This window comes from Roseomonas rosulenta (genome assembly GCF_016106005.1).
GTDB classification, from domain to species: Bacteria; Pseudomonadota; Alphaproteobacteria; order Acetobacterales; family Acetobacteraceae; genus Neoroseomonas; species Neoroseomonas rosulenta.
Genome location: NZ_JACADR010000063.1, coordinates 1 through 20,045 on the forward strand (window position 1 = coordinate 1; position 20,045 = coordinate 20,045).

Below are 20,045 nucleotides of genomic sequence, written 5' to 3' on the forward strand. Positions count from 1 at the left end.
GGCGATCGCGGCGGCGTCCGGGGCGGGCAGGGTGGGGGCCGGCCGCGCCGGCGCCAGCGCCGCCGGCTGCTTCGCCGCACTGCCCGAGAGTTCGATCAGCGCCGCGCCGCGCGGGGCCGCCATCACCGCGCCGATCGCCTGCGTCGCCGCATCCCCCGCCGCCATCTGCCCGACCGAGAGTTGCGCCTTGGTCACCGGGGCGAGCATCGCCGCATGGTCGAAATACTGGTGCGTCGCGAAGGCGCGCTCCGCCGGTGCGAAGCCGTCCGCCAGCAGCACCACCGGCGCGCGGTCGAGTGCCGCATGCGCCATGCCGTTCGCCGCATTGCCCACGCCAGGCCCGCGCGTGCACAGCGCGACACCCGGCGTGCCGGCCAGTTCCGCCTCGGTCGCCGCCATGATGACGGCGGAGGTCTCGTGCCGCGCCAGCACGAAGTCGAGTCCCCGCGCCTTGGCCGCGGCGATCAGGTCGAGGCTCGAACCCCCGCCCGGCACGCCGTAGATGCGCCGGGTGCCGGCGCCGGCGAAGGCGGCGGCGATGGCGTCGGCGGCGGTGGTGGGCTCGGGCATGCGGGGGCTCTCCTGGCAGGGCCGCGGGAGAATAGGGGCGCGGGCGCGGCCTGCCCATAAGGGGGCACCTGGCGCCCGCTTCCTGGGCAAAGGCGCTGCTCGCGGCCGGCGCGCCGCCCATCGCGGGCTTGCCTTCGGCCCTGCCGAACGGCAAGGCTCGTTGCCGGAGGACTTCGCGCCGGTGACCACGACCACCCCTGCCTTCGACGAAATGACGGCCGATGGCCTCGTTCGCGGACCCTATGCCGAGATCGCGCGCTGGCTCGCGGCGACCCCGCAGGCCGCGCTGGAACAGCGTCGGCACGAGGCCGAGCTGCTGTTCAAGCGCATCGGCATCACCTTCGCCGTCTATGGCGAGGGCGGCGACCCGGAGCGGCTGATCCCCTTCGACATCATCCCGCGCATCCTGGCGCGCGCGGAATGGGATGCGCTCTCGCGCGGCCTCGTGCAGCGGGTGCGGGCGCTGAACCTGTTCCTCGCCGATGTCTATGGCCGGCAGGAGATCCTGCAGGCTGGGCGCATCCCCGCCGCGCTGGTGCGCGAGAACGAGGCCTTCCGCCCCGAGATGGCGGGCTTCACCCCGCCCGGCGGCGTCTACACGCATATCGCCGGCATCGACGTGGTGCGCACCAGCCCCTCCGAGTTCTGGGTGCTGGAGGACAATTGCCGCACGCCGTCGGGCGTGTCGTACATGCTCGAGGGGCGCGAGGCGATGCTGCGCCTTTTCCCGGGGCTCTGCGCCGCGCATCGCATCGCCCCGGTCGGGCATTACCCCGAGGAACTGCTCGAGACGCTGAAATCGGTCGCCCCGCCCGGCTGCCGCGGCGCGCCGCGCGTGGCGATCCTGACGCCGGGCTCCTACAACAGCGCCTATTACGAGCACTGCTTCCTGGCCGACGAGATGGGCGTGGAGGTGGTGGAAGGCCCCGACCTCTTCGTCGAGGACGACGTGGTCTTCATGCGCACCACGGCGGGGCCGCAGCGGGTGGACGTGATCTACCGCCGGATCGACGACGACTACCTGGACCCGAAGGTATTCCGGCCCGAGAGCGTGCTCGGCGTGCCGGGGCTGATGGCGGCCTACAAGGCGGGCAATGTCGCGCTGGCCAATGCGCCCGGCGCGGGCATCGCCGACGACAAGGCGGTCTATCCCTACGTGCCGGAGATGATCCGCTTCTACCTGGGCGAGGAGCCGTTGCTGGCGAACGTGCCGACCTACCTGTGCGAGCGCGACGAGGACCGCGCCTATGTCCTCGATCACCTGCACGAGCTGGTGGTGAAGCTGACGCACGGGTCGGGCGGCTACGGCATGCTGGTCGGGCCGCACAGCACGGCGGAACAGCGCGCAGAATTCGCCGCGCGGATCAAGGCCAGCCCGGCGGAATACATCGCGCAGCCCACGCTCGCGCTGTCCACCGTGCCGACACTGGTGGAGAAGGGCATCGCGCCGCGGCATGTGGACCTGCGGCCCTTCATCCTGAGCGGCAAGGAGGTGCGGGTGGTGCCCGGCGGGCTCACCCGCGTCGCGCTGCGGGAGGGATCGCTGGTGGTGAATTCCTCGCAGGGTGGCGGCACCAAGGACACCTGGGTGCTGGAGGACGACCCGGCCGACATAACGCGCCCATCGCCCGGACAGGGGCAGGGCCAGGCGCAATGCTGAGCCGCACCGCCGCGAGCCTGTATTGGCTCGGCCGCTACGTGGAGCGCGCGGGGAACAATGCGCGCGGGCTGCAGGTGGCGCTGCGCATGGCGTCGCTGACCGGGGCGGGGCAGCGCGACAATGCCTGGCGCGCGCTGCTCATCGCCTCGGGCTGCGAGCCCGGCTTCAACGCCAAGGGCGTGCCGCTCACGCAGGAGAACGTGGTCCGCTACCTGGCCGCGGATGCGGAGAACCCGTCCTCGATCATGTCCTGCATCGAGGCGGCGCGACGCAACGGGCGCGCCGTGCGCACGGCCCTGACCGTCGACATGTGGGAGGCGGTGAACGAGACCTGGTCGCTGGCGCGCCGCACCAGCGAGGCCACCTTCACGGCCGACAACCTGCCGGATTTCCTCGACTGGATGAAATCCCGCACCGTGCTGTTCAACGGCGCCTATGCCGACACCATGCTGCGCGGCGAGGCCTGGCGCTTCGTGCGGCTCGGCACCATGCTCGAGCGCGCCGACAATACCGCGCGCGTGCTCGATGTGCATCACCATGCGCTGGGCGATGTCGAGGAAGGCGGCGCGGTCGCCTACCTGCACTGGCAGGCGATCCTGCGCTCGGTCTCGGCGCTGCGCGCCTTCCACCACACCTACCGCGCGCGGCTGGAGCCGCGGCGCATCGCCGAGCTGCTGCTGCTGCGCCCGGAGCTGCCGCGCTCCATGGTCGCCTGCTATGCGCGCATCGAGGAGACGCTGGAGGGCCTCGCCGCGGCGCATGGCGGGCAGCGCGGCGAATGCCACCGCCTGGCCGGCGAGACGCATGCGCGGGTGAAGTTCGCGCGCATCGACGATATCATGGCGGCCGGGCTGCACGATTTCCTGACCCGCAAGATCGACCGCAACATCGACCTGGGCCGCGAGATCGCCGCCTTCTACCTGCATTCCTGAAGCCCCGCGGAGGCGCGCATGACCTATTGCGTCGGGCTGTTCCTGCATGAGGGGCTGGTGCTGCTGTCGGACACGCGCACCAATGCGGGGGTGGACCACATCTCGACCTTCTCGAAGATGCAGGTCGAGGAGGTGCCGGGCGAACGCATGATCGCGCTGCTGTCCTCGGGCAACCTCGCGATCAGCCAGGCGGTGTGGAACCGGCTGCAGGAAGGCGTCTGGCTCGAGGGCGAGCGCCACACGCTGCGCGACGTCCCGACCATGTTCCGCGCCGCGCAGCTGGTGGGTGCCGCCGTGCGCGCGGTGTTCGAGGCCGACGGGCCGGCGCTGCGCGCGCAGGGGATCGGCTTCGACGTCGCGCTGCTGCTGGGCGGGCAGATCGCCGGCCAGGCGCAGCGGCTGTTCATGGTCTATGCCGCGGGGAACTTCATCGAGGCCACCGCCGACACGCCCTTCCTGCAGGTGGGCGAGCACAAATACGGCAAGCCGATCCTGGACCGGGTGGTGACGGCCGACACCTCGCTGGTGGATGGCGTGAAGCTCGCGCTGATCAGCATGGATTCGACGCTTCGGTCGAACCTGACGGTGGGCATGCCGCTCGACCTGCTGGTGTATCGCGAGGGCACGCAGGCGGTGGCGCTGCGCAAGCGCATCACCGAGGACGAGCCCTATTTCCGCCTGGTGCGCGAGGGCTGGTCGAGCAGCCTGCGCGACGCCTACCGCGCCATGCCGGTGCCGGACTGGGTGTGACCCTTGCGTGGATGCCGCGCGATGCCACAAATGCGGCGCGGAACCGGGAGGAACTGAGCATGTTGGGACGCAGGACGGCGCTGGCGATCGGCGCGGCGGCAGTGGCGGGTGCGCGCGGCGCGGCGGCGCAGGCGTGGCCAAGCCGGCCCATCCGCATCATCGTGCCCTTCGGCCTCGGCGGGTCGGCCGACGTGGCCGGGCGCTTCCTGCAGGAACCCCTGCAGCAGGCCTTCGGCCAGCCGGTGGTCATCGAGAACCGGCCCGGCGCGGGCGGCACCATCGGCGCCGATGCCGTGGCGAAGGCGGCCCCCGACGGGCACACGCTGCTGCTGATGTCGAACACGCACACGGCGAACGAGACGCTGCTGCCCAACCGGCCCTATGTGCTGATGCGCGACCTCTCGGCGGTGGCCTTCATCAATGTAGCGCATCACGTGCTGGTGGTGCATCCCTCGCTCGGCGTGAACTCGGTGCAGGAGCTGATCGCCTACTGCAAGGCCAATCCGGGCAAGCTCGACTACGCCTCCTCGGGCCCGGGCACGCCCTATCACGTGGCGGGCGAGGTGTTCCGCGCCATGGCGGGCATCGAGATCACGCACATCCCCTTCAGGGGCTCGAACGAGGCGCGCACCGCGCTCATCGCCGGCCAGGTGCCGATGATGTTCGACGCCATTCCCACCATGACGGAGCAGGCGCGCGGCGGGCGCGTGCGCGCGCTCGCCACCACCGGGCCGCAGCGCAGCCCGCTGCTGCCGGATGCGCCGACCGTGGCCGAGGTCCTTCCGGGCTACGAGGCCAGCATCTGGCTCGGCCTGATGGCGCCGGCGGCGACGCCGCTGCCGATCCGCGAGCGCATCGCCGCCGAGGTAAACCGCGTGATGGACCTGCCCGCGACACGCGAGGCGCAGCAGCGCGCCGGCGCATTGGTGAACCCCATGAGCGTGGGGGCCTTCGACCGCTTCCTGCGCGAGGACATCACCCGCCAGGCCGAGGGCATCCGCATCGCGCGCATCACTGCGAACTGAGGCGCGCAGATGGTCGCCTTCACGCTGAACGGCGCGGCGGTGTCGGTCGAGGCGACCGGCGCGCCGCTGCTGCATGTGCTGCGCGGCGCCTGCGGCCTGTCCGGCCCGCGCTTCGGCTGCGGGGCGGAGCAATGCGGCGCCTGCGTGGTGCTGGTGGATGGCGCGCCGGCCTATGCCTGCACGCTCGGCATCGAGGCGGTGGCCGGGCGCAGTGTGACGACGGTGGAAGGGCTGGGCACGCCCGAGGCGCCGCATCCCTTGCAACGCGCATTCCTCGACGAACAGGCGGGGCAATGCGGCTTCTGCCTGTCGGGCATCCTGGTCGCGGCGGCGGCGCTGCTGGCGCGCGATCCCGACCCGGACGAGGCGGCGATCCGCGCGGCGCTCGATCCGCATCTGTGCCGCTGCGGCAGCCACAACCGGATCCTGCGCGCGGTGCAGCGCGCGGCGGCGGAGATGCGCGCATGAGCTCCGACCTCGACCGCCGCGCCGCGCCGCCGGGGAGGCTGCCCGGGAGCCTCGCGAACAATCCGCGGCTCGATCGCTGGCTCACCTTCGACGCAGCGGGGCATGTCACGGTGACGCCGGGGAAGGTGGAGCTGGGGCAGGGGATCCTGACCGCGCTTGCGCAGATCGTGGCGGATGAGCTGGACGTGGCGCTGCCGCGCGTACGCGTGACGGCGGCGAGCACGCCGGGCAGCCCGAACGAGGGGGTTACCTCCGGCAGCCTCTCGGTGCAGGACAGCGGGATGGCGCTGCGCCACGCCGCCGCTGCGGCGCGCGCCATCCACCTGCAGGTGGCCGCGCAGCGCAGCGGCGTGCCGGTCGAGGCGCTGCGCGTCGAGGACGGCGCCTTCGTGGCACCCGATGGACGGCAGGTCGCCTCCTACTGGTCGCAGGCGGATGCCGCGCTGCTGGCCTGCGATGCGCCGGAGGATGCCCGCGCGAAGGCGCCATCCGCGCGGCGTATCGCGGGCACATCGGCGGCGCGGATCGACCTGCCGGACAAGGTCTTCGGCGCGCCGCGCTTCGTGCATGACCTGCGCCTGCCTGGCATGCTGCATGCGCGCGTGGTGCGCCCGCCGGCGCGGCGCGCGCGGCTGGTGTCGGTCAAGGACGGCACGCTGCCCGGGGATGCGGTCGTCGCGCGGGACGGGTCGTTCCTCGCCGTGCTGGCGGCGCAGGAGCACGACGCGGAGCGCGCCGCGGAACGCCTGGCCGCGCGCTGCGACTGGGCGGCCGAGGACACGTTGCCGCCTGAGCATGCGCTGGCCGACTGGCTGCGCGCCGCCCCCGGCGAGCAAGCCGTGATCGCCGAGCGCGACGAAGCCGCCGGGGAACCCGCACATACGCTGCGCGCGTCCTTCTTCCGGCCCTATGTCACGCATGCCTCGGTGGGCACCTGCTGCGCGGTGGCGCGCTGGCAGGACGGGGCGCTCGAGGTCTGGACCCATTCGCAGGGCGTCTACAACCTGCGCGCCGACCTCGCGAAGGCGCTGGTGATGCCGGAGGACGACATCGTCGTCCGCCACATGGAAGGGGCCGGCTGCTACGGGCACAACGGCGCGGACGATGTCGCGCTCGATGCCGCGCTGGCGGCCCGCGCGGCGCCGGGACGCCCCGTGCGCCTGCTGTGGTCGCGCGCGGAGGAACTCGGCTGGGGGCCGGTCTCCTCCGCCATGGTGGTGGACGTCGAGGCGTCGCTCGATGCGCAGGGCAACATCGCCTCCTGGCGCGAGGACGTGATCAGCCACGGCCATTCGTCCCGCCCCGGCCGCGGCGCGATGCCGACGCTGCTCGCGGTGGAATACATGGACCCGCCGCGCGCCATCCCGAATGCGCTGAACCCGCCGCTCGCCTCGGGCGGCGGGGCGCAGCGCAACGCCATCCCGGCCTATCGCATCCCGAAGCTGAGCGTGGGCGTGAAGCGGCTGGCGGAGATGCCGTTGCGCGTCTCGGCCCTGCGTGGGCTCGGCGCGCCGGCCAATGTCTTCGCGATCGAATCCGTGATGGATGAACTGGCGCAGATGGCGGGTGAGGATGCGCTCGACTTCCGCCTACGGCACCTCGAGGACCCGCGCGGGCGGGCGGTGCTGTCCCTCGCCGCCGAGATGGCTGGCTGGCACGGTCGGACGAAGCGCGAGGGCTTCGGCATGGGCCTGGCCTATGCGCGCTACAAGCACACCGGCGCCTATTGCGCGGTGGCCGCCGAGATCGAGGCGCTGGACCGCGTGGTCTGCCGCCGGCTCTGGATCGCCGCCGATGTGGGCGAGGTCATCAACCCCGATGGCGTGGCGAACCAGTACGAGGGCGGGGCCATCCACGGTGTGTCGATGGCGCTGAAGGAAGCGGTTGCCTTCGGCCCGCGGGCAGTGACGTCCGACGACTGGGAGAGCTATCCGATCCTGCGCTTCAGCGAGGTGCCGGCGGTCGAGACACGGCTCATCCCGCGCCCTGATGAGAAGCCACTCGGGGCAGGGGAGGCCTCGCTCGCCCCCGCCATCGCCGCCATCGCCAACGCGATCCACGACGCGCTCGGCATCCGTCCGCGCGCCATGCCCTTCACGCCGGAGAACCTCGCGGCCTCATGATTCCGCTCACCCTCGCCTGCACGACTTCCGACCGCACGCGGCCGCTGATGGATGGCCGCTTCCGCATGAACGGCTGCGACATCACCTTCATCCCCGGCGAGCCGGAGGACATCTTCCGCCGTGCGCTGCGCGACAAGGCGTTCGACGTGTCGGAACTGTCCATGGGCAGCCACATCGTCACAACGGCGCGCGGCGATGCGCCCTATGTCGGCGTGCCGGTGTTCCTGTCGCGCGCCTTCCGGCATTCGGCGGTCTACATCCGCACCGACCGCGGCATCCGTACGGCCGCCGATCTCGCGGGACGCACCATCGGCCTGCCGGAATACCAGCAGACCGCGGCACTCTGGGTGCGCGGCTTCCTGCGCGAGCAGTACGGCGTGGACACCAAGGGCATCGCATGGCGCACCGGCGGCGAGCGCATCGCCATCACCCTGCCCGAGGGCTTCGACGTGAAGCCGCTCGGCCGCGACCTGGAGGCCGCGCTCGCGGATGGTGAGATCGACGCGCTCATCGGCCCGCGCCCGCCGCGCTGCTTCCTCGACCGTTCGGCGCCGGTAGACCGCCTCTGGCCCGATACGCGCGCGGAAGAACAGGCCTGGTTCGGTCGGACCGGCTTCTTTCCGATCATGCATTGCCTGGCCGTGCGGCGCGACGTGGCGGAACGCCACCCCTGGCTGCCGGTGGAATTGTTCCGCGCCTTCACCGCGGCGAAGCGCGCCTCGGTCGAGGAACTGCGCCTGGTGAACGTGCTGCGCGTGTCGTTGCCCTGGATCGCGGCGGAGGCAGAGGCGCAGATCGCCGCCATGGGTGGCAATCCCTGGCCCTATGGCTTCGCGCGCAACCGCGACGAGATCGCGGCCATGATCCGCTACGCCGTGGCGGACGGGCTGGCGGCGAAGGAGATCGCGCCGGAGGCGCTGTTCCACCCCTCGGTGCTCGACCTCCTCGACGCCTGAGGGCTTGCCCGGCGCTCGGCGCCGTCGCATCACTGCGGCAATACGACCTATCGCGCCGCATCACGTCGGCGACGTTAACCGGGGAGAACGCCAATGATCCGCATGACACGCCGCGCCGCGCTCGGCGCAGCTGCGATCCTCGCCGCGCCGGCCGTACGCGCACAGGGAACCGCCATCCGCATCGTCGTGCCCTTCGCACCGGGCGGGTCCACCGATGCCGTCGCGCGGCTGGTCGCGCCGGGGCTGACGCAGCGCCTCGGCGCGCCCGTCGTGGTCGACAATCGCGCCGGCGCGGCCGGGGCGATCGGCACGGATGCGGTGGCGAAGGCGCGGCCCGACGGGCAGACCTGGCTGCTCACCTTCGACAGCCACGCCACGCTTGCCGCGCTGCTGCCGCAACTGCCTTTCAACCCGGATCGTGACCTCGATCCCGTCATGCTGATCGGCGGCGCGCCCTATGTGCTCGCCTGCAAGCCCGACAAGCCGTTCCAGTCGATCACGACGGTGGTCGAGGCGGCGCGCGCGCGGCCCGAGGCGGTGTCCTTCGGCTCCACCGGCAATGGCACGATCGGCCACCTGACCATGGTGCTGCTGCAGGGGCGCACCAACACGCGCATGACGCATTTGCCCTATCGCAGCGGCGGGCTCGCGGTGAACGACACCGTCGCGGGGCATGTCGACATGATGATCGGCTCGGCCGCGGTGGTGCATCCGCATGCGCGCTCGGGCACGCTGCGCACCTTCGCGCAGTTCGGCCCGCAGCGCCTGCCGGCGCTGGCGGACCTGCCGACCGTGGCCGAGGCCGGCCTGCCGGGCCTCGAGGCCGAGGCCTGGTGGGGCGTCTTCGCCCCGCACGGCACGTCGCAGGAGGCCGTGATGCGGATGAACGCCGCGCTGAAGGAAGCGCTGAGCGAGGAGCGCGTGCGCACCACCATGCAGGAGGTGCAGCAGGCGCGCCTCGTGATGTCCTCGCCCGCCGAGCTCGGCACCTTCGTGCAGCGCGAGGTGGCGAAGTGGGGTGCGGTGGTGCGGGAGAACGGCATCCGCGCCGAATGAGGCCCCGCGGCGGGGCCGGGACCTCGCCGCTCCGCGGCATGGGGATTGCTGATCCATCGTGATGCGCGCAGGCTCATGCGCGCATCGCCCAGGACGGAGACCCCTGCCATGCAGCGACGCTCGCTTCTCGCCGCCACGGGGGCGGCGATCCTCGGCGGCCCTGCGCTGGTCCGCGCCCAATCCGCCACCACGCTGCGATTCACGCCGCAGCAGGATCTGGTGACGCTCGATCCCGTCACCACCACCGCCTATGTGTCGCGCAACCACGGCTACATGGTGTTCGACACGCTCTACGGCATGGACGCTTCCTATCAGGCGACGCCGCAGATGGTGGATGGCCATACCATCGGGAATGACGGGAAGCTGTGGAACCTGACGCTGCGCGAGGGGCTGCGATTCCACGACGGCGAGCCGGTGCTGGCGCGCGACTGTGTCGCGTCGATCCGCCGTTGGGCGCGGCGCGATCCCTTCGGCGAGACGCTGATGGACGTCACCGATGAATTGTCCGCCCCCGACGACCGCACCATCCGCTTCCGGCTGAAGCAGCCCTTCCCGCTGCTGCCGATCGCGCTCGGCAAGGCGTCCGTGCCCGTCTGCGCGATGATGCCGGAGCGCCTGGCGAACACCGACCCGTTCCGCCAGGTGACCGAGATGGTCGGCTCCGGCCCCTTCCGCTTCAAGGCGGATGAGCGCGTGCCCGGCGCGCTCAACGTCTACACGAAGTTCGAGGGCTACGTGCCGCGGCGCGACGGTGCGCTCGCCTGGACCTCCGGCCCCAAGGTCGTGCATTTCGACCGCGTCGAATGGCATGTGACGCCGGATTCCAGCACCGCGACCAACGCGCTGGTGGCGGGCGAACGCGACTGGCAGGAATACGCCTACCACGACCTGCTGCCGCAGCTGCGCCGCGCGCGCAACGTGACGGTGCGCGTGCTCGATACCTCCGGCTTCGTCGGCATGGTGCGGGTGAACCACCTGCAGCCGCCCTTCGACAACCCCGCGATCCGCCGCGCGCTGTGGGGCGCGATCGACCAGACCGCCTGCATGCAGTCGCTGGTCGGCAACGACAGCAGCCTGATGCATGTGCCGCTCGGCTTCTTCGCGCCGGGCACGCCGATGGCCTCGGAGGCGGGGCTCGATGTGCTGCGCGGCCCGCGCGACTACGCGAAGGTTCGCCAGGCGCTGCGCGACGCCGGCTACCGCGGGGAGAAGGTGGTCTTCATGATCCCCTCCACCTCCGCCCCCAACGCGGCGATGGGCGCGGTGATGGAGGACCAGTTCCGCCAGGCCGGGATGGATGTCGAGATCTACTCGGTCGAGTTCAACGCCATGCTCCAGCGCCGCAACCGCAAGGGGCCGGTCAGCGAGGGCGGCTGGTCCGCCTTCATGACCAACTGGGCGGGCACCGACTGGCTGAACCCCGCCGGGCACATCGCGCTGCGCGGCAATGGCGAGGCCGGCTATGCCGGCTGGGCGACTATGCCCCGCATCGAGGAACTGCGCGACGCCTGGTTCCGCGCGCCGGACCTGGCCGCGCAGCAGGCGATCTGCCGCGACATCCAGCTCGAGGCGATGCGCGAGGTGCCCTACTACCCGACGGGGCAGTACCTGCAGCCGACGGCGTATCGGTCCAACATCACCGGCGTGCTCGAGGGCTTCGCGACCTTCTGGAACGTGCGGCGCACCTAGCGCGCCGCGTCCCGCCGACCGCACGCGCGCCTCGCGCATGCCGGGCGCCCGAGGGGGCGCCGCGCGGAGCCGGGCACGCCGCAGGTCTGCGCCCGGCATCCGAGAGCACGAAGACGGGCGAAGGCCTCGACCGCCGGCATCAGTCGATGGTGATCCGCGCCTCGCGCACCACCGCCCCCCAGACCCGCGCGAAATCCGCGTGGACCTGCTGGTATTCGGCGGAGGAGACGGTGCGCCCCAGCGGATAGAGGCCTGCCGCGATCAGCCGCCGCTCGGTGTCGGGCTCGGCCAGCACCTTCTGCATGGCGGCGTGCATCTCGGCCACGATTGGCGCGGGCATGCCGCGCGGGCCGGAGATACCGGTCCAGGAGGACACCGTCAGGTCCGGCAGGCCCAGCGCGCGATAGGTCGGCACGCCAGGCAGCGCGGCGAAGGGCTCGGCGGTGGAGACGGCGATCGCCTTGACCTGCCCGGCCTCGATCGCGCCGGTGGTGCCGGCGAGCGGCGTGAGGAAGCAATCCACCTCGCCCGAGATCGTCGCCTGCAGGCCCGGCCCGGTGCCGCGATAGGGCACGTGCACCCAGGTGCCGCCGGCCAGCTTGGCCAGCATCTCGCCCTGCAGGTGCTGCATGCCGCCCGCGCCCGAACTGCCATAGGTGACGCCGGCGGGGCGCGCGCGTGCCGCCTCGACCACCTGCGCAAAGGTGCTGAAGCGGCTGTTGCCGGGCAGCAGCATCACCGTCGGCGTGTCGGCGACCATCGCGATATGCGTGAAGTCCGTGTCGCCGTCATACGGCTTCGGCGTCATCGCCAGCGGCACGATGCCGGTGGGCGAGGTGTTGGTGATGCCGATGACGCTGCCATCGGTCGGCGCCTGCACCAGCAGCCGCGTCCCGATCGACCCTGAGGCCCCGGCGCGGTTCTCGATGACGATGGTGCGGCCGAGGCCGGCGGCGAGGCCCGGCTGGATGATGCGCGCGGTGGTGTCCGACGCGCCGCCCGGCGCGAAGGGGACGATCATGCGGATGGTGCCTGCCTGCGCCCGCGCCAGCTGCGGCGTGGCGAGGCAGGTGGTGGCGAGGGCGAGAAGGCTGCGGCGTTGCATGGTGGGACCTCGGCGGGATGTTCGCCGGGTGCCTAGCAAGGCCGGGGCCAATCGCCGCGGGTGATCGACGCGGCGTGATCAGCGCGCGCCGGGCGGGCCGGCCGCCGGCCAGCGGCTAGAGCCGGAAGAAGGCCCGCGCGGTGGCGCCCTCGATGGCCGCGACCTCCTCGGCCGGCAGGCCGGCGGCCGCCAGCACGCCGCGCGGATCCTCGTCCCCCATGTCGAAGGGGTAGTCGCTGCCGAGCATGATGCGCCCGGGCCCCACCAGGTCGAACAGCATGCGCAGCAGCCGCGAGTCGAAGACCACGGTGTCGTACCACAGCCGCGACAGGTAGGCCGAAGGCGGCTGCGCGGTCAGGCGGCGCAGCTCCGGCCGGCGCTTCCACGCATGGTCGAGCCGCCCGATCAGGAAGGGCAGGAAGCCGCCGCCATGCACGATCTTCACGCGCAGGTCGGGATGCCGGTCGAGCACGCCGCCGAGGATGAGGTGGTTCGCGGCGATCACCTCCTCCAGCGGATTGCCCACGGTGTTGACCATGAAGAAGGCACCGAGCCGCGCGCCATCGCTGAAGCCGAGCGGATGCAGCACCACCGGCACGTCGAGCGCGACGAGGCGCCGCCAGAGCGGGTCGAGCGCGGGGTCGGACAGTTCCATCGCGCCCGCGCGCGTGTCGATCTGGAAGCCACGCAGGCCCTGGGTTTCCACCGCGCGGGCGGCTTCGTCCGGCGCGCGGTCGGGCGCGGTCATGGGCAGCGTGCCGAGGCCGGCGAAGCGCGCCGGGTCCTGCGCCACAAGGGCGGCGACATGCGCATTCTGCAGGCTGGAGATCTCGACCAGCAGGTCGGGTTCCGCCCAGTAGTGCTGCTGGCCCGGCGCGGGCAGCACGACCTGGTGGTCGACGCGCATGCGCGCCATGTCCTCGATGCGCGCGGGCAGCTGGTTGAAGCGGCGTCCGAGTTCGGGGAACTGCGCGCGGTCCACCTCGGCGCTCTCGGGCGAGATGTCGCGGTTGTAGGGGACCTGCGCGAGCTCCGGGCGCCCCTGCAGGCGCTGGTTCACCGCGGGGCAGAGCGTATGGGTATGCGCGTCGATGATCATGCGGGTTCCAGTCCACGGCGTTCGTCGCGGCGGCGCAGCAGGGCGACCAGCGGCAGGGAGAGCGCGACCATCCATGCCTTTCCCACCACCTGGCCGGCGAGGAAGTCGAGGCTGCCGAAGGCCAGCCAGAGGAACACCACGCTGTCCACCACCAGCCCGACCGCGCCGCTCGCCGCCACCGCCAGCACCAGGCCGCGCTTCTGCAGCGGCGTGAACACGATCAGGTCGGCGAATTCGCTGAGCAGGAATGCGACGGCGGAGGCGACGACCAGCGCCGGCGGCGCCACGAAGCCCGACAGCGCCGCGCCCGCCAGTACCGCGAGCGCCGCGTAGCCGACGCCGAGGCGCCGCTGCACCAGGTCCCGCAAGACAAGCGCGAGGCCGATCATCAGCACGCCCGAGGGCGCCATCAGCCCCGGCGCGACGGGCACCAGGCACGGCCCGTTCGGCACGCAATACGTCCCGACATGGCCGATCAGCCAGTTCGCCGCGGGAATGCACAGGCCGAAGCCGATCAGCGCGAGCACGCCTTCGGCGCGCGCCTTGGCGTTTGCGCCTCCGGCGCTGGTGGTTAGCATCATAGCCTCTCCGAAACGTAGTCGCTCCAGCCCTGGGCACGCAGCGCGCAGGCCGGGCAGGTGCCGCAGCCGAAGCCCCAGGGGTGGCGATGGGAACGGTCGCCGAGATAGCAGCTGTGCGTGTGCTCGACCACCGCCTGCACCAGCGCGGCGCCGCCGAGCGCTTCCGCGAGCCGCCAGGTGTCGCCCTTGGTCAGCCACATCAGCGGCGTGTGCAGCACGAAGCGGCGCTCCATGCCGAGGTTGATCGCGACCTGCAGCGCCTTGATCGTGTCGTCGCGGCAATCCGGGTAGCCGGAATAGTCCGTCTCGCACATGCCCGCGACGATGTGCTTCAGGCCGCGCCGATAGGCGAGCGCGGCGGCGAAGGTGAGGAAGACCAGGTTGCGCCCCGGCACGAAGGTGTTGGGCAGGCCCTCCGCGCCCATGGCGATCTCGGCCTCGCGCGTCAGCGCGGTATCGGAGATCGCGCCCAGCGCATCGAGCCGCAGGAGGTGATCGGGGCCGAGCCGCGGGGTCGGCAGCGCGGTGCGGAAGGCGTCGCGCACGTCCAGTTCCACGCGGTGCCGCTGGCCGTAGTCGAAGCCCAGCGTCTCCACATGCGCGAAGCGGTCGAGCGCCCAGGCGAGGCAGGTGGCGGAATCCTGGCCGCCGGAGAAGAGCACGAGCGCGGCGTCGTCCCTCATGTCGCATCCTCCAGCCGTAGCGCCGCCCAGCGCGCGGCCTCGGCCACCACGGGGTCGGCATCCTCGCAACGCGCCTGGGCGGTGGCGCGCAGCGCAGCCTCGCCCGAATTGCCGATCGCCACCATCACGTTGCGCACGAAGCGGTCGCGCCCGATGCGCTTGACCGGGCTGCCGGCGAACATGGCGCGGAAGGCGGCATCATCGAGGGCGGCGAGGTCCGCCAGGAGCGGCGCGCGCAGTTCGGTGCGCGGGGCGAAGGCGGGTTCGCTGTGCGCGCGGGCGAACTTGTTCCAGGGGCAGACCGCCAGGCAGTCGTCGCAGCCATAGATGCGGTTGCCCATCAACGGGCGCAGGGCGGGGTCGATCGGCCCGCGATGCTCGATGGTGAGGTAGGAGATGCAGCGCCGCGCATCCAGCTCATACGGCGCGGGGAAGGCCGCGGTCGGGCAGATGTCGAGGCAGGCGGAACACGACCCGCAATGGTCGACCTCCGGCGCATCGGCGCCGAGGTCGAGCGTGGTGAACACCTCCCCCAGGAACAGCCAGGAGCCATGCGAGCGCGCCACCAGGTTGGTGTGCTTGCCCTGCCAGCCGAGGCCGGCCGCCTGCGCCAGCGGCTTCTCCGCGACCGGCGCGGTATCGACGAAGACCTTGATGCCCGCGCCGGGCCAGCGTTCCGCCATCCAGCGGCCGAGCGCCTTCAGTCGCTTCTTCAGCACGTCGTGGTAGTCGCGGTTGCGGGCATAGACGCTGACGGTGGCGCGGTCGTGCTGTGCGAGCGTCTCCAGCGGGTCGGTGTTGGGGCCGTAGTTCAGGCCGAGCACCACGACCGAGACCGCCTCCGGCCATAGCGCCTGCGGGTGTGCGCGCTGCCCGGCGCGATCCGCCATCCAGCCCATCGACCCATGCCGCCCTTCGGCGAGGAAATGCAGCAGCCGTTCGCGCACCTCTGGGCCCAGATGCGCGCGCGCGAAGCCCACGGCATCGAAGCCCGTCTCCATCGCCTTCCGCCGGATCTCCGCGCGCATGTCCATGGCCGGGCGCGTCATAGCGCAGAAGCACGGGGGAGGGACCGGGCTTCGAAATGCGAAGAATTCTTCTTGCGTCGGCATATAAACGAAGTATTCTTCGCATATGACGTCCCGGATCGATCCACCCCCGACGCAGCCTGTCCCGGCCATCCACCGGCGCGTCCCGCAATATCTCGCGCGCCGGCTCTGGCAGATCGCCAACACCTTCCAGAGCGAGGCCCATGCAGGCTTCGACCTGCCAGTCTGGAACGTCGCGCTGATCGCGCAGATCCAGACCTCGCCGGGGATGGACCGCAACTGGCTGGCGGCGGCGATCGGCATCGACCCGACCTCGACCGGGCAGGCGCTGGCGGCGCTGGAGGCGCGCGGCCTCGTCGCCCGCAGTGCCAACCCGCAGGACCGTCGCGCCAATGCCTTCTCCCTCACGCCGGCGGGGCATGCCCTGCGCGCCGAATTCGCCGTGCAGGCCCGCACGGTCTCACGCCGCCTGCTGGCGCCGCTAACCGATGCCGAGGCCGAGACGCTGCTCGACCTCATGGCGCGCCTTGTCGATGCCCACGAAACCCACGCCCGCCCCGGGGCCGGACGCCGGCCACCGCGACGGGCACGCAGGGAGGAAGACCCCCCATGCCCAACACCCTCCGGCACTTCGGGCGCCGCACCGCCGGTGGCCTCGGCCTCGGCCTCATCCTCGGCGGCCGCCGCGCGGCGGCGCAGCCCGCAGCCTGGCCCGACCGCCCGGTCCGACTGATCGTGGCAGGCGTGCCGGGGTCCGGCATCGACGCGATCGCACGGCTGCTCGCCGAGGGCCTGGCGCCGCGCCTCGGCCAGCCCGTCGTCGTCGAGAACCGCGCGGCCGGCGGCATGGCGATCGCCGGCGAGGCCCATGCCAACGCCCGCCCGGGCGAGACGCTGCTGCTCGCGCCGAGCGCGATCGCCTCGACCGTGCCCTACACGTTCGAAGGCCGGCTGCCTTACGACCCGGAGCAGGACCTGGTGCCGCTCGGCGTGGTGGCGAGCGAGTTCCTCTGCCTCGCCGTGACCGCCGCCTCCCCGGCGCGGGATGTCGCGGGCCTGGTCGCGGCGGCGCGCGCGGCCCCGGGCACGCTCAACTGGTATTCGGTGCCGGGCTTCATGGAGCTGAGCTTCCGGCTGTTCCTGCACCGGCATGCGATGGACATGCCCTTCGTGGCCTATCGCGGCTCGCCGCAGGCGGTGGTCGATCTCGCCGCGGGTCGCATCCAGGCGGCGATCCTGCCGCTGACGCCGGCGCTCGGGTCGATCCGCGAGGGCACCATCCGCGCGATCGCGACCACCTCCGGCGTGCGCGCGCCGAACCTGCCGGATGTACCGACCATGGCGGAAGCCCGTGCGCCGGGCCTTGCCTATGATCCCTTCACGGCGCTGTTCGGCTGGCGCGGCATGCCGCCCGGCGCGCGGGACAGGATGGCGGCGGCGATGGCCGACACGCTGCGCGACCCGGCCTATGCGGCGCGGCTCGGGAACGCCGGCATGCTGGCGCAGGCGGGCTCCGCCGCCATGCTGGCCGAGGTCATCGCGATGCAGCGCGGCCAGGTGCAGACGGCGTTGCGCACCGTCGGCCAGCGACGCGCGGGCTGACGCTCAGCCGCGCCCGCGATAGGGCTGCACATCCTGCGCCGGGATCCACACGCCCCGCGGCGCCTCGCCCGATTGCCAGAAGACGTCGATCGGGATGCCGCCGCGGGGATACCAGTAGCCGCCGATGCGCAGCCACACCGGCGTGAGCAGGCCCACCAGCCGCTGCGCGATATCCAGCGTGCAGGCCTCGTGGAAGGCGCCGTGGTTGCGGAAGGACGCCAGGTAGTTCTTGAGCGACTTGCTCTCGACGATCCATTCGCCCGGCACGTAGTCGATCACCAGATGCGCGAAATCCGGCTGGCCGGTGAGCGGGCAGAGCGAGGTGAATTCCGGCGCGGTGAAGCGCACGCAGTAACGCAGGCCCTGGTGCGGCGCGGGCACGCGTTCCAGCACCGCCTCCTGCGGGTTGCGGGGCAGGGCGGTGGCCTGGCCGAGCTGCGTCAGGCCGGAATAATCCTCGGTCATGCTGCCTTCTCCTCCTCGCCCGCGCGCCAGCCGGCCTCGATGCGCGCCACGGCCTGCGCGAAGCTGCCGGACAGGATCGCCGCGCGCAGGTCTGCCATCAGGTCCTGGTAGTACTGGATGTTGTGCCAGGTCAGCAGCATCGGCCCGAGCATCTCCCCCGCCTTGAACAGGTGGTGCAGATAGGCGCGCGAATGGCGTTTGCACGCCGGGCAGCCGCAATCGGGGTCGAGCGGGCGGTCATCCTCGGCGTGGCGGGCGTTGCGGATGTTGATCACGCCGCGGCGGGTATAGGCGCGGCCCGTGCGGCCCGACCGCGTGGGCATCACGCAGTCGAACATGTCGATGCCGCGCGCGACGGCGCCGACCAGGTCCGCCGGGGTGCCGACACCCATCAGGTACCGCGCGTGGTCGTCCGGCAGCAGCGGGCAGGTGGCCTCCAGCACGGTGAACATCGCCGCCTGGCCTTCGCCGACCGCGAGGCCGCCCACGGCGTAGCCCTCGAAGCCGATTCGGGTCAGCGCATCGACGCTTTCGGCGCGCAGATCCGGGTAGACGCCGCCCTGGACGATACCGAACAGGCCATGCCCCTCGCGCGGGACGAAGGCCTCGCGCCCGCGCGCCGCCCAGCGCATGGACAGACGCATCGACTGCGCGGCCTGGTCCTGCGTCGCGGGGAAGGGCGTGCATTCGTCGAAGGACATCGTGACATCGGCACCGAGCAGGCGCTGGATCTCGATGCTGCGCTCGGGCGTCAGGCGATGCTTCGACCCGTCCACATGGCTGCGGAAGGTCACGCCATCCTCGTCCATCTTGCGCAGGCCGGAGAGCGACATGACCTGGAAGCCGCCGGAATCCGTCAGGATCGGGCCGTGCCAGTCCATCATGCGATGCAGGCCGCCCAGCCGCGCCACGCGTTCCGCGCCCGGGCGCAGCATCAGGTGATAGGTATTGCCGAGCACCATGCGCGCGCCGGTGCTGCGAACCGCATCCGCGGTCATCGCCTTCACCGTGCCGGCGGTGCCCACCGGCATGAAGACCGGCGTGGGCACATCGCCATGCGCGGTGTGCAGCGTGCCGGCACGTGCGGCGCCGTCGGTCGCGGCGCCGGTCCAGCGCAGCGTCATGCGGTGCGCTCCAGCAGGGTCGCGCGGTCGTCCGCGCGCTCGAGCAAGGAGGAATCGCCGTACGAATAGAAGCGGTAGCGCTGCGCGATGGCATGCGCATAGGCGTCCTTCATGCGCGCGGTGCCGGCGAAGGCGCAGACCAGCATGAAGAGCGTGCTGCGCGGCAGGTGGAAGTTCGTCATCAGCAGGTCGGCGCTGCGGAAGCGGTGGCCGGGCAGCAGGTAGATGTCGGTCAGGCCGCGGAAGGGATGCACGCGGCCAACCTGATCCACCGCGGATTCCAGCAGGCGCAGCGCGGTGGTGCCGATCGCGACAATCCGCCCGCCCGCGGCGCGCGCGGCGTTGATGGCGGCGGCAGCCTGTTCCGTCACCTCGCCCCATTCGGCGTGCAGGCGATGCGCGCGCGGGTCCTCGGCGCGCATCGGCAGGAAGGTGCCCGCGCCGACATGCAGCGTGACGGTGGCGCGCCCCACGCCGCGCGCCGCCAGCGCGTCGAGCAGCGCGGGGGTGAAGTGCAGGCTGGCGGTGGGGGCGGCGACGGCGCCGGGGCGCTCGGCGAAGATGGTCTGATAGTCGGCCGCATCCTCGGTCCGCGGGCCGTCCGGCCGGACGATATAGGGCGGCAGCGGGACCTCGCCGGCCTTCTCCAGCGCCGCCGCGAGCGCCGCCTGGTCGGGGCCGAAGTCGAGCATCACCGCACCATCCTGCGGGTCGGCCATGACGGTCGCGGTGCAGCCCTCCGCGCCCTCGATCGCGATCACGTCGCCGGCGCGCAGGCGGCGGGCGTTGCGCACCAGCGCGTGCCAGATCCCACCGCCCTCGCTGCGGTTCAGCATCACCTCGATGCGCGCGGCGCCGCGCTGCGCGTGTAGCCGCGCCGGGATCACGCGGGTGTCGTTCACCACCATGACGTCGCCTGGGCGCAGCAGGGAGGGCAGGTCGCGTACGCCGGCTTCGGCCATGGCATCGGGGCGCACCAACAGCATGCGCGCAGCGTCGCGCGGCCGGGCGGGGGCCTGGGCGATCAGGTCCTCGGGCAGGGTGAAGTCGAAATCCTGGGTGCGGAGGGGGGCAGACACGCGGGGGGCGGTAGCGCGCGCCGCGCCGC

General features: G+C 72.1%; 20 protein-coding genes. 11 read left to right on the plus strand and 9 right to left on the minus strand.

The window, feature by feature from the left end:
* A partial coding sequence (locus HW578_RS10355; protein WP_198370482.1) for a thiamine pyrophosphate-binding protein occupies positions 1-570 on the minus strand: 570 nt, incomplete at its 3' end.
* Positions 571-751: 181 nt separating this feature from the next.
* On the opposite strand from HW578_RS10355, the gene HW578_RS10360 reads away from it, so the two are divergent.
* From HW578_RS10360 to HW578_RS10400, 9 genes are all read left to right on the plus strand, one after another.
* The gene (locus tag HW578_RS10360) at positions 752-2,230 is read left to right on the plus strand and encodes a circularly permuted type 2 ATP-grasp protein (protein ID WP_456308271.1); all 1,479 of its coding nucleotides are present in this window, start codon (positions 752-754) and stop codon (positions 2,228-2,230) included.
* Positions 2,224-3,162: an alpha-E domain-containing protein gene (locus tag HW578_RS10365; protein ID WP_198370483.1), complete on the plus strand. Its 939-nt coding sequence runs from the start codon at positions 2,224-2,226 to the stop codon at positions 3,160-3,162. The genes HW578_RS10360 and HW578_RS10365 overlap by 7 nt, the downstream gene beginning before the upstream one ends.
* An 18-nt stretch (positions 3,163-3,180) precedes the next feature.
* A complete protein-coding gene (locus HW578_RS10370; protein ID WP_198370484.1) occupies positions 3,181-3,912 on the plus strand; it encodes a peptidase in 732 nt (243 codons plus the stop codon).
* A 59-nt stretch (positions 3,913-3,971) separates the two neighbouring features.
* Positions 3,972-4,937, plus strand: coding sequence for a tripartite tricarboxylate transporter substrate binding protein (locus tag HW578_RS10375; protein ID WP_198370485.1), 966 nt, complete (start codon positions 3,972-3,974; stop codon positions 4,935-4,937).
* Positions 4,938-4,946: 9 nt separating this feature from the next.
* Positions 4,947-5,405 carry a (2Fe-2S)-binding protein gene (locus tag HW578_RS10380; RefSeq protein ID WP_198370486.1) on the plus strand — a complete coding sequence of 153 codons (459 nt, stop codon included), beginning with the start codon at positions 4,947-4,949 and terminating at the stop codon, positions 5,403-5,405.
* On the plus strand, positions 5,402-7,528 hold the full coding sequence (locus tag HW578_RS10385) for a molybdopterin cofactor-binding domain-containing protein (RefSeq protein ID WP_198370487.1): 2,127 nt from the start codon (positions 5,402-5,404) through the stop codon (positions 7,526-7,528). The genes HW578_RS10380 and HW578_RS10385 overlap by 4 nt, the downstream gene beginning before the upstream one ends.
* Positions 7,525-8,484 (plus strand): substrate-binding domain-containing protein, encoded by a 960-nt coding sequence (locus HW578_RS10390; RefSeq protein WP_198370488.1) that lies wholly within the window; start codon positions 7,525-7,527, stop codon positions 8,482-8,484. The genes HW578_RS10385 and HW578_RS10390 overlap by 4 nt, the downstream gene beginning before the upstream one ends.
* A 93-nt stretch (positions 8,485-8,577) precedes the next feature.
* A complete protein-coding gene (locus HW578_RS10395) occupies positions 8,578-9,540 on the plus strand; it encodes a tripartite tricarboxylate transporter substrate binding protein (RefSeq protein ID WP_198370489.1) in 963 nt (320 codons plus the stop codon).
* 108 nt (positions 9,541-9,648) lie between these two features.
* On the plus strand, positions 9,649-11,229 hold the full coding sequence (locus HW578_RS10400) for an ABC transporter substrate-binding protein (protein WP_198370490.1): 1,581 nt from the start codon (positions 9,649-9,651) through the stop codon (positions 11,227-11,229).
* Positions 11,230-11,368: 139 nt separating this feature from the next.
* Here HW578_RS10400 and HW578_RS10405 read toward each other — a convergent pair whose 3' ends face one another.
* From HW578_RS10405 to queG, 5 genes are all read right to left on the minus strand, one after another.
* Positions 11,369-12,334, minus strand: coding sequence for a Bug family tripartite tricarboxylate transporter substrate binding protein (locus tag HW578_RS10405; protein ID WP_198370491.1), 966 nt, complete (start codon positions 12,332-12,334; stop codon positions 11,369-11,371).
* Between the two features lie 115 nt (positions 12,335-12,449).
* Positions 12,450-13,433, minus strand: coding sequence for an amidohydrolase family protein (locus HW578_RS10410; protein WP_198370492.1), 984 nt, complete (start codon positions 13,431-13,433; stop codon positions 12,450-12,452).
* The gene (locus HW578_RS10415; RefSeq protein WP_198370493.1) at positions 13,430-14,011 is read right to left on the minus strand and encodes a VUT family protein; all 582 of its coding nucleotides are present in this window, start codon (positions 14,009-14,011) and stop codon (positions 13,430-13,432) included. The genes HW578_RS10410 and HW578_RS10415 overlap by 4 nt, the downstream gene beginning before the upstream one ends.
* The gene (gene queC, locus HW578_RS10420; RefSeq protein WP_198370494.1) at positions 14,011-14,697 is read right to left on the minus strand and encodes a 7-cyano-7-deazaguanine synthase QueC; all 687 of its coding nucleotides are present in this window, start codon (positions 14,695-14,697) and stop codon (positions 14,011-14,013) included. The genes HW578_RS10415 and queC overlap by 1 nt, the downstream gene beginning before the upstream one ends.
* Positions 14,694-15,731, minus strand: coding sequence for a tRNA epoxyqueuosine(34) reductase QueG (queG, locus tag HW578_RS10425; RefSeq protein WP_232478861.1), 1,038 nt, complete (start codon positions 15,729-15,731; stop codon positions 14,694-14,696). The genes queC and queG overlap by 4 nt, the downstream gene beginning before the upstream one ends.
* Positions 15,732-15,831: 100 nt before the next feature.
* Between queG and HW578_RS27800 the strand changes: the two genes are divergently transcribed.
* Complete coding sequence (locus HW578_RS27800) at positions 15,832-16,479, plus strand: MarR family winged helix-turn-helix transcriptional regulator (RefSeq protein WP_232478862.1); 648 nt, start codon at positions 15,832-15,834, stop codon at positions 16,477-16,479.
* Positions 16,480-16,490: 11 nt separating this feature from the next.
* Entirely contained in the window at positions 16,491-17,348 is an 858-nt protein-coding gene (locus HW578_RS10430; protein ID WP_369407868.1) for a Bug family tripartite tricarboxylate transporter substrate binding protein, read from the plus strand.
* A gap of 3 nt (positions 17,349-17,351) precedes the next feature.
* On the opposite strand, the gene queF is transcribed toward HW578_RS10430, so the two are convergent.
* From queF to queA, 3 genes are read right to left on the minus strand one after another with little or no spacing between them, the layout of a single operon-like run.
* Entirely contained in the window at positions 17,352-17,813 is a 462-nt protein-coding gene (gene queF, locus HW578_RS10435) for a preQ(1) synthase (RefSeq protein WP_198370497.1), read from the minus strand.
* Positions 17,810-18,937: a tRNA guanosine(34) transglycosylase Tgt gene (gene tgt, locus HW578_RS10440; protein ID WP_198370498.1), complete on the minus strand. Its 1,128-nt coding sequence runs from the start codon at positions 18,935-18,937 to the stop codon at positions 17,810-17,812. Before tgt ends, queF begins: the two co-directional genes overlap by 4 nt.
* Positions 18,934-20,016 carry a tRNA preQ1(34) S-adenosylmethionine ribosyltransferase-isomerase QueA gene (gene queA, locus HW578_RS10445; RefSeq protein WP_198370499.1) on the minus strand — a complete coding sequence of 361 codons (1,083 nt, stop codon included), beginning with the start codon at positions 20,014-20,016 and terminating at the stop codon, positions 18,934-18,936. The genes tgt and queA overlap by 4 nt, the downstream gene beginning before the upstream one ends.
* Positions 20,017-20,045 lie beyond the last annotated feature (29 nt).

Bases quoted from the DNA above. Each gene is read 5' to 3' on its own strand.
- HW578_RS10370 (WP_198370484.1), top strand. From the start codon at position 3,181: ATGACCTATTGCGTCGGGCTGTTCCTGCATGAGGGGCTGGTGCTGCTG.
- queG (WP_232478861.1), bottom strand. From the start codon at position 15,731: ATGGACATGCGCGCGGAGATCCGGCGGAAGGCGATGGAGACGGGCTTC.
- HW578_RS10405 (WP_198370491.1), bottom strand. From the start codon at position 12,334: ATGCAACGCCGCAGCCTTCTCGCCCTCGCCACCACCTGCCTCGCCACG.
- HW578_RS10380 (WP_198370486.1), top strand. From the start codon at position 4,947: ATGGTCGCCTTCACGCTGAACGGCGCGGCGGTGTCGGTCGAGGCGACC.
- HW578_RS10400 (WP_198370490.1), top strand. From the start codon at position 9,649: ATGCAGCGACGCTCGCTTCTCGCCGCCACGGGGGCGGCGATCCTCGGC.
- HW578_RS10365 (WP_198370483.1), top strand. From the start codon at position 2,224: ATGCTGAGCCGCACCGCCGCGAGCCTGTATTGGCTCGGCCGCTACGTG.
- HW578_RS27800 (WP_232478862.1), top strand. From the start codon at position 15,832: ATGACGTCCCGGATCGATCCACCCCCGACGCAGCCTGTCCCGGCCATC.
- HW578_RS10395 (WP_198370489.1), top strand. From the start codon at position 8,578: ATGATCCGCATGACACGCCGCGCCGCGCTCGGCGCAGCTGCGATCCTC.
- HW578_RS10390 (WP_198370488.1), top strand. From the start codon at position 7,525: ATGATTCCGCTCACCCTCGCCTGCACGACTTCCGACCGCACGCGGCCG.
- queC (WP_198370494.1), bottom strand. From the start codon at position 14,697: ATGAGGGACGACGCCGCGCTCGTGCTCTTCTCCGGCGGCCAGGATTCC.
- tgt (WP_198370498.1), bottom strand. From the start codon at position 18,937: ATGACGCTGCGCTGGACCGGCGCCGCGACCGACGGCGCCGCACGTGCC.
- queF (WP_198370497.1), bottom strand. From the start codon at position 17,813: ATGACCGAGGATTATTCCGGCCTGACGCAGCTCGGCCAGGCCACCGCC.
- HW578_RS10375 (WP_198370485.1), top strand. From the start codon at position 3,972: ATGTTGGGACGCAGGACGGCGCTGGCGATCGGCGCGGCGGCAGTGGCG.
- HW578_RS10410 (WP_198370492.1), bottom strand. From the start codon at position 13,433: ATGATCATCGACGCGCATACCCATACGCTCTGCCCCGCGGTGAACCAG.
- HW578_RS10415 (WP_198370493.1), bottom strand. From the start codon at position 14,011: ATGCTAACCACCAGCGCCGGAGGCGCAAACGCCAAGGCGCGCGCCGAA.
- HW578_RS10385 (WP_198370487.1), top strand. From the start codon at position 5,402: ATGAGCTCCGACCTCGACCGCCGCGCCGCGCCGCCGGGGAGGCTGCCC.